We start from the raw sequence: 12,625 nt of genomic DNA, 5'->3' as shown, positions 1-12,625 counted from the left end.
GCGTCGGCGGCATTCCGGTAAAGTGAATGCAGCCGATGCTATATGCACGCGCGGAACCGTGCCCACGGTTCCGCCATCTCCTCATACCCGCTTGTCCCGAAGTCCACGCATCGAACCCGACCGGTGGCAACGGTCACCGCAGGGACCTCGACCATTTAGCAGCGCCGCGCAATCGTCCGCGTGAAATCGCTCGGACTGGGCTGGAGAAAGACGGCTTGCCTCTTATTTCAGTTGGGAATTGAAACGAAGAGCGAAAGGATCACGCAATGGCAAAGAACACGATCTGCGTATGGTACGACAAAGATGCTGAGGCCGCTGCCCGCTTCTATGCCGCGACTTTTCCCGATAGCGCCGTGGGTGCCGTCATTCGGGCACCGGGAGATTATCCTGACGGCAAGCAGGGAGACGTCCTGGTTGTTGAATTCACCGTTGCGGGCATTCCTTGCATCGGCCTGAACGGCGGTCCTGCGTTCAAACACAACGAAGCCTTCTCATTTCAGATCGCAACGGACACTCAGGAAGAAACCGATCGCTATTGGAACGCGATCGTCGGCAATGGTGGCCAGGAAAGTGAGTGCGGCTGGTGCAAAGACAAGTGGGGAGTGTCCTGGCAGATTACGCCGCGCGTCCTCTCCGAAGCGCTCTCGGCAGGCGGTGGCCAGGCAAAGCGTGCTTTTGACGCGATGATGACCATGAGGAAGATCGACATTGCGGCGATCGAGGCCGCCAGGCGCGGCTGAGGTAGCCTTGCGCAGAACGATCTTTTACCAGGGCTCGCATCTGGCGCGATCCGGCCGTGTGGCGATCTTCGCAGTCGGCTCAGAACCAGAGATCGCGCACGCAGCGCCCCTTGGATGGAAGGTCTTCAAACGTGTCCAGGCCGTCGAAATGATCGATAGGCAGATGCTGAACGAGATCCGGCGGCGCAAGCCGCATGTTGACGGCCATGCGCCGGCGGCCATCCTTTGGAAGCCGCAGGCCGCGCCAGCTCAAGACACAGGCGCAGGATGGGCAAAACAATATTTCGAGAGACGGCTCGTCCCTGTCGGCGCGGGCGTAGGAGGCGGTCTCACCGGTGAGAGCGATGCGCTCACCTTCGTAATCATAGGCCCATAGCGTACCGTAGCGTCGGCAGAGCGTGCAGTTGCAGGCGGTGATCGAGCCCGGATCACCTTCGAGTGTCCAGCTTGCCTTGCCGCAATGACATGAGCCCGTCAGCATGAGCGTCGGTTCGATCCTGCTCTCTGTTCAAGGATGGCATCCTGCCTCAATCGCGCGATGACCGCAATTGGGCGATCCAGGCGCCAGGTCTTATGCTATCGGCGGCTCAAGTGCCTGCCTTTCTCCGGGCCGGACGACTTCCGCTGTGAGCTCGGGTTTTATCTATCGCGTTATCCATGGATGCCTGCAGGAGTCTTACCAGCCAGGCCACGCCTTCGTCACGTATTGCCGCCTTTGGCGCAGTCGCGTTTATGGCGAAGCGTCCGAGTGGCAGGGGAGGATTGACGCTGACGACGCCGAACCGCGCGGCATGCATTTCGACGAAACGGCGTGGCAAGGCCGAGATAAAATCGGTCTCCGCAAGCACGGCGAGCGCGAGCATGAAGTTCGGCACCGTCAGCGCCACCCGCCTGGAGCATCCATGGCTGGCCAACAGATTGTCGACAAAGCCATGTGTATCGCCCAGATGCGAGACCACAAGGTGCTGCGCGGCGCAGTAGGTGGCCAGGGTCTGATCTATCAGAAAAGGGTGGCACTGACGGGCAGCGATGACAAAATCCTCCTCGTAGAGCAGCAGGCTTGCAAAGCGGATTGGAAACTCGGCCTGAGGAATGATGGCAATGTCCATGTCACGGGCTTCCAACGCGGCTAGCGCATCGCGCCAAGCCAGATCAGGCGATGGCTCGCCCTGTTTGGGCAGCAATTGCCGGATGCTGATTGCGATGCCGGGAGCGAACTTGGCCAGCAGGTCGAGCAATGGCGGTAGAAACACAGACGAAACGCCATCCGGCGCGCCGATCGTAAATCGTCGCTGAGAGTGGGCTGGATCGAATGGCTCCGCTGTCGCCACCACGCTGCGAACACGCGCCAATATATCGGCGATGGGTGCCGCAAGTTCTTCGGCCCGATCTGTCGGAACGACGCCCTTCGGTGTTTTAAGAAAAAGCGGGTCACCCAGCAGCATGCGCAGCCGGCTAAGGCCGTGACTGATCGCGGATGGCGAGAGGTTCAACCGCTGCCCCGAACGCCCGACATGGCGCTCCTCCATGACAGTCTCGAACAGCACGAGCAGGTTGAGGTCGATTCTGGATAGATCAATGTGGTTCAGCATATTGCTGAAATCATATCATTGGATTCATTACCCTGAAAGTGGGAGATAACGACCATCCAACGGCAGCCACCGACAGGAAGACCCCATGTCCCCATTTAAGAATAAAACATCGCTTGGCGACGATGAGCCCGTGCGCGAGTCCAAAAGCATTTCCCGTCGAGCCGCTCTGGCAATGGCGATCGCCGCGACAGGGCGCGTCGCGCATGCCGCCCCGACATCCGATCAGGCATTGCCAGACATCATCAGCCGCACAGAACAACAGGCGGCGGCTTTCATGGCCGGCGACATGACACGGTGGGCGAGCCTCATCCGGCTCGATGACGATTTCACCCTGATGCAGCCCTTCGGTGGTCCGGCGAGCCATGGCTTCGACGACAGTCCGGAGCGTCTGGCCGAGCTCGCCCGGTTCTTCCGCAATGGCGGCGGAACCCTGGAGGTGGAAAAGTCCTATGTCAGCGGCGACCTGATCGTATTGGTGATGATCGAGCGCCAGCATGGTGAGGTAGGCGGCCTGCCGGACCAGAACTGGTCGCTGCGCGTCACTCAGGTCTATCGCCGGCATGGATCAGATTGGCGGCTCGCCCACCGTCATGCCGACCCCCTGGTTAGGAAGATCTCGCTGGAACAGGCCGCAGCCCTGGCCCGAGCCGAATGATGTCCGTCCGGATTTGAAAACGATCGACTTGCCGTGGACCGGGCTCTCGCGGCAACGCCCCTTTCATAGATTTTCTGAAATTTATAATTGAGATTGCAGTCTGGAGATGGTTTTCTGCGACCTTGCGTAGCTGAGTCCACGCCTCCTCCCGATTTTAATCCGAGTGGCCCATGTCGATTTCAGATGCGATCTATCGTCCTTTCGAAAGCCTGATCCGGCCGCTCGATATTCCCTACCGGCCACTGCCGTCCAAGGGGCCGGTGGCAGTGCTCCTGCATTTCATCTCGATGTTTCGCGGCGTGCTGATTGTGGTGACGCTTTGCACCATGGCGAACGAGGCCATGAATCTAAGCATTGTCTGGGGGCTGTCGGTCATCGTCGACGGTGTTACGCAACAGGGTGCATCCGCTTTCCTGGCGAGTGAATGGCCGCTGCTGACCTTCCTCGGCCTGCTGCTCTTTCCGGCCATCCCGATCGCCTCGTTCCTCGTCAACACGCTGACTTCGCATACGCTCGGCATCGGCATGCCGGCCGCCATCCAGTGGCAGGGCCACAAGGCGGTGGAGCGGCAGGATCTCGGCTTCTTCCATGATCTCTACGCCGGCCAGGTCGCCTCGCGCCTGCAGCAGGTGGCCTCTGCTGTCCAGCAGCAACTCATTTCCGCCTTCCAGTCCATTCCACGCTTCCTGATGCAGATGGTGGGCTCCGTAATCCTACTCAGCGCCTTGTCCTGGCAACTCGCCGTGCCGACCGTCATCTGGATCACGCTCAACGTCCTGCTCGCCGTCAGGCTGGCACCGATCTTTACCGAGCGCGCTCGCCGCTCCGCCAAGCGGCGCAGCCTGATCGCCGGCGCCATCACCGATCTCTACACCAACATGCAGATGGTCAAGCAGTTCGCCGCCGAAGAAAGCGAGGCGGGCACCATCCGCGGTATTATCGGCAAGTCGATCGAGACGCAGCAAAGCGAACAACGCATTTATCGCACAGCTGAGCTGACGGTCGTCGTCCTCAACGTGCTGCACTGGCTATCCGTTCTGTCGATCGGCTTTACCGGCCTCGTCGAGGGGTTCGTGACGATCGGCGAATTTACCGGCGCCGTCTATGTCCTCCAACGGCTGTCCGGCCACACCTTCACCTTCCTGCAAATGGGCCAACAGATCTTCCAGGCGATCGGCACGATCAAGGATGCCATGCCTGTTATGACGACACCGCCCACTATCATCGACCGGACGGATGCGAAGAACCTCGTGGTCGAGCGTGGTGAAATCCGTTTCGAAAATGTCCGCTTCGCCTACAAGTCCGGCAAGCCTGTTATCGATGACCTGTCGCTGACGGTTCGGCCCGGCGAAAAGGTAGGGCTCGTCGGCCTCTCCGGTGCCGGTAAGACGACGCTGGTGAGCCTGCTGCTGCGTTTTTACGACATAGAGGATGGTGCGATCTTCATCGACGGGCAGGATATCCGCGCCGTCACCCAGGCGAGCCTTCGCCGCGCCATCGGGGTCATCGCGCAGGACGTCGCGCTGCTGCACCGTTCGGTCGGCGACAATATCCGTTACGGCCGGCCGGAGGCGACGAAGGACGAGATCGAAGCGGTGGCGAAGATGGCGAGTGCCGATGTCTTCATCGCCGATCTTTCCGACGGCGAAGGCCGCAAGGGCTACGAGGCCTTCGTCGGCGACCGCGGCATCAAACTGTCAGGCGGCCAGCGCCAGCGCGTAGCCATCGCCCGCGTTCTCCTGAAGGACGCGCCGATCCTGGTGCTCGACGAGGCGACCTCCGCCCTCGACAGCGAATCCGAAGCCGCCATCCAGGAAAGGCTCAACCTCGTCATGGAGGGAAAGACGGTGATCGCCATCGCCCACCGGCTGTCGACCATCGCCAGAATGGACCGGATCGTCGTGATCGATCACGGGCGCATCGTGGAGGAGGGCAGGCCGGACGAACTGGTCGAACAAGACGGCTTGTTCGCGCGCCTATGGAAACGCCAGACCGGTGGTTTCATTCCTGAAGATATCGATGAGCCCTTGCCGGCCTCGCCTGCGACCTGAGTGGCTGGTCCTCACGTAAACCGGGATAACATCAGCGGGCTAGGAGCAGGCGACTGCCGATGAGGATCAGGGCGGCGCTCATCACGCGCTCGATGCCGGCCTTGAACCGCAGGAAGCTGGCGGAAACGCGCGGGTTCGAAAAGAAAAAGGCCAGGCCGCAATACCAGAGGGCCGAAAGAAGGAAGCAGGTCAGGGCGATGACGCAATAGAGCCAGATCGGCGCATGTGCAGGGATGACAAGCGCAAAGATACTTCCGAAGAAAGCCACTGATTTCGGATTGGTCATGCTGACGACGTAAGCGAGGCGCATCGCGGAGCGCCATGTGACTTCGGTCGGCCCCGTCGTCTTCAACGGCTTGGCCGCGCCGCGGATCATCTTCAGGCCCAGCCAGATCAGATACAGCGCGCCGACCACCTGCAACGTCACATGCAGCCAATCGAAATGCGTCAGCAGAAAGCCAAGCCCCGCCATCGCCATGACGGCCCAGGTCAGGGATGCGAACGCAAGCCGAGACCCGCAAAGAGCCCGGCGGCGCGTGATACCGTCATGCTTGTGTTGGTGACGATGATGAAATTCGGTCCGGGGCTGACGAGGGAGACGATGTAGACGCTGACGAGCAAGGCGAGTGAATCGATGTATTCCATCCGGCTTTCCTATTTTGCAGGCCGGGAGCCTATGCGAAGCAGGCGGTTTTTGAAAGGCTCGCCCTCCCAAGCATGATGCATCCGCGTACGGGATTGGCACCTTCTCCATCGCCGCACCCCTTGACGATGGCGGCGACCGTCCTGCCTATTGCCGGGAAGGGAAACGGGGGCAGGGTGGTCATGATCAATCCGTCGAGCAGGTCGGGCAGGCGCGACCACGATGGCACCATCCGTCCCCTGGTAACGGCGACCTCCCGCTTCGGTTCCGAAGGCAAACTGATGAGATGCCAGGTCCGGCTGAAAGCGGATTCCCTCATGCGCTATTCGACGAGCCCGAAGATAGGGCCGTAGCCGCCGTGCCAGGATCGGTCGTTGCGGCCCATTTCGGGATTGTAAAGTCCGACACCGCGTCCGCCATCGAGAAACAAGGCGTCGGGGCATTTCAGATGGTCGCGGAAGAGCCGTGCAAAATCGTGGAAATTCACCCCGTCTTCGCTGATCGCGAAACGAACCGCGCCACCGTCGCAGACGCCGACACCGCTGCGGCGGGTCCGGTCCGTCGATCCGACGATGAAGATCGGGTTCAGTTTGTTAGCGATGACAAGCATCGGGCCGGATTGCGTGGCGAACCGCACTTTGGGGCGATGCTTCAGAAATTCATCGGTCGGGAGTATGCCGGCGCTTGCTTCACTCAGAAAAAATATGCCGTTCGGCTTCCTATAGAAATTCGGTACCTGGCCCGAGGAGCTTTCGGCCTTTGTCGTATTGGCGGGCTGCAATTCCCTGCTGTTCTCAACGTAAAGCCCCATCGGGGAAAAATCGACCCGGTACATCCCGGCGTTGACGGCGAAAGCCAGCATTCGCCCCTCGGCGTGAACGGCTTCGGCTAGGCTTGAAAAAGCGCGATATGGCGCGCCATCGGCATTCTTCCAGAACAATCGCAGGTCGGCTTTACCTGGTTCAAGCGCACAGACAACGTATTTCGCCTCTTCGAAGCTTTCCTGCTCACACGGTTGCGCATGCGCCGGATGCGGGTATGTCATCGTTGCTGCCAGCATGATGGCCGCGGCGAGTATGCCATGTTTGAGATGGGTCATTGGTGCAGGACTCTCGTTCATATATCGCCAATGAAGCGTTTATCTATGAGATTGCAATAGTTTGGTGCGGCGAGTGGGGAGGGGTTTCGAGCTCGCAGGTAGCAAAGAGATCCACTATCGCCGCCCTAGTTAGTTTTCGACCTGCTGCAGCGATCCGCTAATTTTTCGCATGACCTCAATCGGGTGTTCTTTTTATGTTCTCATGTTTGCAATGTGAATTCACCCGATCTTGGAGCAGCAAAAGGGAAGACCATGCGTGTCTACGCAACCGTCGGCGCAATCGATTCCGTCAAATCGAATGGCTTTTATGATGCGACCTTGGCAACGATCGGGTGGAGCAAACATGGGGAATTTCCCGGATGGAGCGCCTATTCCGAAGGCGGGAAGGGTGACGGTTTCGTTCTATGGGTTTGCACGCCGTTCAACGGCGAACCGGCGAGCGCCGGAAATGGCTCGATGGTTGGTTTCATGGCCAAGTCCCATGCCGAGGTGAACGCTTTTTACGATGCTGCCTTGACAAACGGCGGAACGGACGACGGCGCGCCTGGTTTACGTCCGCACTACGGGCCGAACTGGTATTCCGCTTATGTGCGTGACCGGCCGGAAACAAGATTGCTGTCGTCTACGACAGCTGAGGCCAGCTCGATTGCAGCAACTCGACATCTCGGGGATTTCCCTATTTCCCGGCGAATATGATGCGGGGACCGGCGCCGCGGTCCGGCGCATCCCGGGGCAGACCGAAGAAGCGTTTTGCCATTTCGGTCGGGCCGATATCCTCCAGAGATGTGAAGCCCAGGCTCAGCAATCGGTTCGCAAGATCCTCGGGATCGAAGTGCGTCAGCCATGGCTCGCCGGCCGCGGCCGTGCGCGCGCCCATTTCCGCGGCGCGGGCACGGCGTTCGGGCGAATAGTTTTCGAGGGGTTCACCGTAGTCGAAGACGATGGATGCGCTCGGCAGGCTGGCGACGAAGCGCAACAGCGTAAAGACCGACGCCTCCGTGAGATATGGCACGACGCCAAGCCAGATGAAGAAAGACGGTGCTTCGGGCTCGAAGCCGGAATCGACGAGACGCGTTTTCAAATCCTCATGTTCGAAATCGACGGGAACGAATGTCGGCAGGCTTTGCGTCAGTCCGGTCTCGCTGAGCCGCATCTGCTTCCAGCTCTGCGTGGCGGGATGATCGACTTCGAAGACCTTCAGGCCGGCATGGGGATTGCGCAGTGCAAAGGTGTCGAGCCCGGCGCCGAGGATGACGGCTTGCTTGTCGCCCCTTGCGACGGAGAGGTCAAGGCAGTCTTCGGCATATCGGCTTCGCGCCGCCACGAACAGGCGAAAGGATCGCGTGGCGGGGTCCTGCGCTTTCAGATCGGCCTCGGCGCAGGCCGCCTCGCCGAGGATGCGGCGGGCGTAGGGGTCAAAGAAAATGGCGCCGCCATCCACACGCTGGTGTGCTGCTCGATAGGCTGCCGCACCCATCGCGGTGCGGCTTGGTTCGGATGCTCGCATGAAGGCCTCTTTCTCTGTAAACCTTGGTTTGTAAACCTTGTCAGTGCCGGGACGCGGCGCCCAGGAGAGCCTCACTTTGAGGTGACCGCAGGGCCTCGAAGGGCGAGGCGGGCGTCGGATGCATGCAAGAAGTAGTGTTGAGCGTGTCCTTCGAGGCTTCGCCCTTCAGGATGAGGTGGATTGGAGGATGCCGCGCGCCCAAAAAAATGAAGGCATTGGGGATGCCGCCCAATGAGGGACGTTGGAGGATACAGCCCCCAATCGCGATCTCCTATCATCATGCCCTTGTCATGGGAGGCAGACTAGAGCATGATTTTAACACTGTAAAGATTAGATCGAGACATGGCCACGCACGACGGATTGACCCGCTATCATCACGGCAATTTGCGCCCCACGCTGCTGTCCGTGGCGCGGGCGCTGCTGGAGGAGGGAGGCCCGACTGCGCTGAGCATGCGGGAGATCGGCCGTCGTGCCGGCGTCTCGGCTCCGGCGGCATACCATTATTTTAACAGCCTGGACGCCATCGCGGCAGCACTCGCCGAACAAGGGTTTGCCGAACTCAGCGAAAGCATCGATGCCGCGCTAGCCGGTCCTCGACGCAATCTGCTCGCCGGCGGCATCGCCTATGTCGCCTTTGCCCGCGCGAATCCCGGTCTCTACCGGCTGATGTTCGGGGAGGGCTTTCAGGCCTATTCCAAAGGAAATGAGGCGATACGCGCCTTGCGGATGCAGGTCTACCGGCAGATGAAGGACGACCTGGAAAAGCGGCTGACGCCCGAGGACGTGCCGAACGCCGCGCTCTTTCTCTGGTCGCTGACGCATGGCCTCGCCTTGCTGATGATAGACGGCCAGGTCGAACCCGGCGCCGATCCCGACGCCAAGGTCGAGGATATCCTGAAGCTCGCCGGCATGGGGTTGCCTGCCGCGAGATAGGCTATCGACGCGCTCGGGTTTCATCCATCCCGCATGGGCGATCCAGCCAGGATCGCTTCGATCCTATTGTCGACGGCGATGCCGGGACATTCAATCGCTACCAGGCGGTACGGGCGGTGCCGAGCGCGGTCGTATGAGAGGATGAGACCTGGGCGACCTGCGCCTTGAGCGACACGACGCAGTTTCCCGGAACGCTGAGATTGTGCGACGTCAAGTGTTTCAGCAATGTCTCGGCGTCGCGCTTTTCGGTTAGCGGAAATGTCACAGTCATGCGAGTTCTCCAACGAATAAACTGAGCATCTGCAAAAATTAATGTCTAAATTCTTTTGCGCTGCAACAAGAAAATTTTAACGATAAAATTAAAATCGATTAGCTTTCGGAGTGGCTATTTTAAAAATCGTTTGAAATTGGATTCGGGGCTTCTCCATGGATGCCTGGACTGCTTCGGCCAACCGCGAGGGAAGATGCCGTCAATGTGGGCATTGACCTATCCGCCCATCTGACCCTCGCAGCTTATTGGGATCCGAACCGCTCGTTTCGTCCGGTTCCTGCCGGTCGAAGTGAAGGCGTTTGGAGCGTCGTGAGCGTTGAGTGCGCTGGCTGCCGTAAGATCGGGCGGTCATCTGCCGTTGCGGGCGACCCAGCTCCTGAGCCGCAATCCGTTGAGCCTGATGAAACCTTCCGCGTCGTGATGATCGAAGGCGATGGTGCTTTCTTCGAAGGTGACGAGGTCGGCGGAGTAGAGGGAGCAGGGGGAGGCGCGGGAGATGACCGAGGCGCTTCCCTTGTAGAGCCTGAGCGTCACTTCGCCGCTGACGAAAGCCTGGCTGTGGTCGATCAGGGCTTGCAGCATTTCCCGCTCGGGAGCGAACCAGAAACCATTGTAGATCAGCTCGGCGTAGCGGGGCATGATCTCGTCCTTCAGATGGGCGGCGGCGCGGTCGAGCGTGATCGATTCAATGCCGCGATGTGCCGTGAGCAGGATCGTGCCTCCCGGCGTTTCGTATATTCCCCTCGACTTCATGCCGATGAAGCGGTTTTCGACCAGATCGAGCCGCCCGATGCCATGCCGGCCGCCCAGTCCATTGAGCTCGGTCAGCAATGCGGCCGGTGTCATGGACTTGCCGTTGACGGAAACCGGATCGCCCCAATCGAAGCCGATGGTGACGATCTCGGGTGTGTCGGGCGCGTCGACGGGATCGACCGTGCGCTGATAGACATGATCGGGCGCGACCTCCGCCGGATTTTCGAGAATCTTGCCTTCGGTCGAGGTGTGCAGCAGGTTGGCGTCGATCGAGAACGGCGCTTCGCCGCGCTTGTCGCTCGGCACCGGGATATGATGCTTCTCGGCATATTCCAGAAGCTGCATGCGGGAGCGGATGTTCCATTGGCGCCAGGGAGCAATGACCTTAATCGACGGGTCGAGCGCATTGACCGCCAGCTCGAACCGGATCTGATCATTGCCCTTGCCGGTCGCGCCGTGGGCAACGGCGTCGGCGCCAACCTCCCGGGCTATGCCGACCAGATGCTTGGCAATCAGCGGCCGTGCGATGGAACTGCCCAGCAGGTACTGCCCCTCATAGAGCGCGTTCGCCCGCAGCATCGGAAAGACGAAGTCGCTGACGAACTCCTCGCGCAGATCGACGATGCGGATGTCCTTGACTCCCACCATCTCCGCATTGGCCCGCGCCGGCTCGAGCTCCTCGCCCTGGCCGAGATCGGCGGTGAACGTCACCACCTCGCATCCGTAGGTCTCCTGCAGCCATTTGAGGATGATCGAGGTATCCAGCCCGCCCGAATAAGAAAGCACAATTTTCTCTATCTTCGTCATTTACCCATCTCCATCTCGATGCTGGAACGATAGGCCAAGTCCTGCGCAATGAGCTTGCGAAGCATCCGGGAAATTGCAAGAGTTTAGCATATCATGCCACTACAGTATGAATTGGAGCTATGAAATGCCAGTCATCCTGGACCCGATCGACCGCCATATCCTGCGTGTGCTTCAGCGTGACGGGCGTATTTCGAACGTCGATCTGGCAAAGGAGGTAGGCCTGTCGCCGTCACCGTGCCTGCGTCGCGTTCGGCTGCTGGAGGAGGCCGGGATCATCGATCGCTACGTCGCCGTGCTGGACCCTGCAAAAGTCGGGGCGGGGCTGACGGTTTTTGCCCGCGTCTGGTTCAAGACCCAGGATGCCGAGGTCACCCTCCGCTTCGCCGAAGCCGTCAGGCGGTTTCCCGAGGTGATGGAATGCTACTTGACGACAGGGGAATGCGACGCCGTGCTTCGGATCGTCACCGCCGATCTGCATAGCTATTGGCGTTTTCAGGCCGATCACTTGACGCGCATTCCGAGCGTCCTCAGCGTCAAGACCGAGGTGCCGATGGAAACGCTGAAGCGAAGCTTCGAACTGCCGTTGAGATAGGCGTCGTGGCCCGATCCCTATCCGAGAGAAGAGGCGCTCCGGCTCCTTGCCAGCCAGACGAGGCCAGTGACCAGGAGCAGGATCATCACGGTATGGGTGATGTAATCGAGGTTGGTTTGCGGGCCGACGCCGACGGCGATGGTGAAGGCGCCGACGATGGTGCCGAGGAGGGCGAAGGACTGGGCGAAGATCGCAGCCGTTCGGCTCCATGATCGGTCAAGGCCGAGCGAGATCAGGCCGAGAAGGAGTACCGCTGATATCACCGCTTCGGCAATCATCGCCTGCCGGTGTTCGTGTCCTTCTAGGACGAACCCGGCATGGGTGAGCGAGGCAATGGCATAAAGACAGGTTTCGATCAGGAAGAGGATGGCGACAGCTGAACGCATGGCATGGCTCCGTAGCAAGGTGGACGCCCAATGGACTTTCCGGGGAAGTCGCCGATAAGGTTTGATTGATACGATAATTTGAGTAATAAAACTATTTTTCAAGTGTGTTGTGAGGATATTTGATGCCTTCTGCCTCCGACCGCCATGCCAAAGCCGCCGCCTCGGCGTGGCGGATGATGTTCGATCTCTTGATGAAATCGGCGCCACAGCGGCTGGAAAGCCTTCAGGCGAGGGGGCTGACGCCAAACGATTCCAGGGCTCTGTTCACCTTGCACGACGAGGGGGAGCCGATCAGCATGCTTGCCCGCCAATGGGGGTGCGACGCCTCGACCGCGACATGGCTGGTCGACCGGCTGGAGCGTGCGGGTCTTGCCGAACGCGTAACCCCGGAACGTGACCGCCGCGTCAAGCTGGTACGGCTGACCGGCAAGGGCGCGGCCACCAAGGATGAGCTTTTGACGGAGCATTATCGCCCGCCGGCGGAACTCCGGCACCTTTCGACCGGAGAGCTCGAAGAACTGGCCAGGCTGCTTGCCAAGACCGAAGGAGAGGGGTGACGGGGTTCGGGACCGATTGCCGTTTACCGCACTCCCTAG

At 60.1% G+C, this 12,625-nt stretch carries 16 protein-coding genes and 1 pseudogene; 7 read left to right on the top strand and 10 right to left on the bottom strand.

The genetic code is table 11. From position 1 onward, the window contains the following. The first annotated feature begins 266 nt into the window (after positions 1–266). Complete coding sequence (locus tag AC244Q_RS12545; protein ID WP_029870550.1) at positions 267–740, top strand: VOC family protein; 474 nt, start codon at positions 267–269, stop codon at positions 738–740. Between the two features lie 79 nt (positions 741–819). Here the strand turns inward: AC244Q_RS12545 and AC244Q_RS12540 are convergent, their stop codons facing one another. Both AC244Q_RS12540 and AC244Q_RS12535 read right to left on the bottom strand, forming a co-directional pair. Then, entirely contained in the window at positions 820–1,221 is a 402-nt protein-coding gene (locus AC244Q_RS12540; RefSeq protein ID WP_012758003.1) for a GFA family protein, read from the bottom strand. Between the two features lie 106 nt (positions 1,222–1,327). Continuing rightward, positions 1,328–2,332, bottom strand: a complete 1,005-nt coding sequence (locus tag AC244Q_RS12535) for a LysR family transcriptional regulator (RefSeq protein WP_128406296.1) — start codon at positions 2,330–2,332, stop codon at positions 1,328–1,330. An 85-nt stretch (positions 2,333–2,417) separates the two neighbouring features. Here AC244Q_RS12535 and AC244Q_RS12530 point away from each other — a divergent pair, with 85 nt between their 5' ends. Both AC244Q_RS12530 and AC244Q_RS12525 read left to right on the top strand, forming a co-directional pair. Then, positions 2,418–2,987, top strand: coding sequence for a YybH family protein (locus tag AC244Q_RS12530; RefSeq protein ID WP_128406297.1), 570 nt, complete (start codon positions 2,418–2,420; stop codon positions 2,985–2,987). A 170-nt stretch (positions 2,988–3,157) separates the two neighbouring features. Continuing rightward, positions 3,158–5,038, top strand: coding sequence for an ABC transporter ATP-binding protein (locus AC244Q_RS12525; RefSeq protein WP_128406298.1), 1,881 nt, complete (start codon positions 3,158–3,160; stop codon positions 5,036–5,038). A gap of 31 nt (positions 5,039–5,069) precedes the next feature. Here the strand turns inward: AC244Q_RS12525 and AC244Q_RS12520 are convergent, their stop codons facing one another. From AC244Q_RS12520 to AC244Q_RS12505, 4 genes are read right to left on the bottom strand one after another with little or no spacing between them, the layout of a single operon-like run. Continuing rightward, entirely contained in the window at positions 5,070–5,516 is a 447-nt protein-coding gene (locus AC244Q_RS12520) for a LysE family translocator (protein WP_244432221.1), read from the bottom strand. Between the two features lie 11 nt (positions 5,517–5,527). Further along, a complete protein-coding gene (locus tag AC244Q_RS12515; RefSeq protein WP_244432220.1) occupies positions 5,528–5,683 on the bottom strand; it encodes a hypothetical protein in 156 nt (51 codons plus the stop codon). A 29-nt stretch (positions 5,684–5,712) separates the two neighbouring features. Next, positions 5,713–6,000, bottom strand: a complete 288-nt coding sequence (locus AC244Q_RS12510) for a hypothetical protein (protein WP_041935542.1) — start codon at positions 5,998–6,000, stop codon at positions 5,713–5,715. A 3-nt stretch (positions 6,001–6,003) separates the two neighbouring features. Then, positions 6,004–6,780, bottom strand: a complete 777-nt coding sequence (locus AC244Q_RS12505; protein ID WP_012757998.1) for a phosphodiester glycosidase family protein — start codon at positions 6,778–6,780, stop codon at positions 6,004–6,006. Positions 6,781–7,032: 252 nt separating this feature from the next. On the opposite strand from AC244Q_RS12505, the pseudogene AC244Q_RS12500 reads away from it, so the two are divergent. Next, positions 7,033–7,415: pseudogene (locus AC244Q_RS12500) on the top strand (VOC family protein). A 41-nt stretch (positions 7,416–7,456) separates the two neighbouring features. Here the strand turns inward: AC244Q_RS12500 and AC244Q_RS12495 are convergent. After that, complete coding sequence (locus AC244Q_RS12495) at positions 7,457–8,287, bottom strand: class I SAM-dependent methyltransferase (protein ID WP_128406299.1); 831 nt, start codon at positions 8,285–8,287, stop codon at positions 7,457–7,459. Positions 8,288–8,629: 342 nt separating this feature from the next. Between AC244Q_RS12495 and AC244Q_RS12490 the strand changes: the two genes are divergently transcribed. Continuing rightward, the gene (locus tag AC244Q_RS12490; RefSeq protein ID WP_012757995.1) at positions 8,630–9,220 is read left to right on the top strand and encodes a TetR/AcrR family transcriptional regulator; all 591 of its coding nucleotides are present in this window, start codon (positions 8,630–8,632) and stop codon (positions 9,218–9,220) included. A 97-nt stretch (positions 9,221–9,317) separates the two neighbouring features. Here AC244Q_RS12490 and AC244Q_RS12485 read toward each other — a convergent pair whose 3' ends face one another. Further along, positions 9,318–9,491: a hypothetical protein gene (locus AC244Q_RS12485; RefSeq protein ID WP_012757994.1), complete on the bottom strand. Its 174-nt coding sequence runs from the start codon at positions 9,489–9,491 to the stop codon at positions 9,318–9,320. A gap of 348 nt (positions 9,492–9,839) precedes the next feature. After that, on the bottom strand, positions 9,840–11,051 hold the full coding sequence (locus AC244Q_RS12480) for an argininosuccinate synthase (RefSeq protein WP_012757993.1): 1,212 nt from the start codon (positions 11,049–11,051) through the stop codon (positions 9,840–9,842). Between the two features lie 124 nt (positions 11,052–11,175). On the opposite strand from AC244Q_RS12480, the gene AC244Q_RS12475 reads away from it, so the two are divergent. Then, the gene (locus AC244Q_RS12475) at positions 11,176–11,643 is read left to right on the top strand and encodes an Lrp/AsnC family transcriptional regulator (RefSeq protein WP_012757992.1); all 468 of its coding nucleotides are present in this window, start codon (positions 11,176–11,178) and stop codon (positions 11,641–11,643) included. Between the two features lie 17 nt (positions 11,644–11,660). Here AC244Q_RS12475 and AC244Q_RS12470 read toward each other — a convergent pair whose 3' ends face one another. Further along, positions 11,661–12,029 carry a hypothetical protein gene (locus AC244Q_RS12470; RefSeq protein ID WP_012757991.1) on the bottom strand — a complete coding sequence of 123 codons (369 nt, stop codon included), beginning with the start codon at positions 12,027–12,029 and terminating at the stop codon, positions 11,661–11,663. Positions 12,030–12,151: 122 nt separating this feature from the next. On the opposite strand from AC244Q_RS12470, the gene AC244Q_RS12465 reads away from it, so the two are divergent. Then, positions 12,152–12,586 (top strand): MarR family winged helix-turn-helix transcriptional regulator, encoded by a 435-nt coding sequence (locus AC244Q_RS12465; protein ID WP_012757990.1) that lies wholly within the window; start codon positions 12,152–12,154, stop codon positions 12,584–12,586. Positions 12,587–12,625: the final 39 nt, after the last annotated feature.

This window comes from Rhizobium sp. CB2179 (assembly GCF_057653455.1).
Note: the sequence above shows the minus strand (reverse complement) of the source record. Positions and strands in the feature narration are given on the sequence as shown.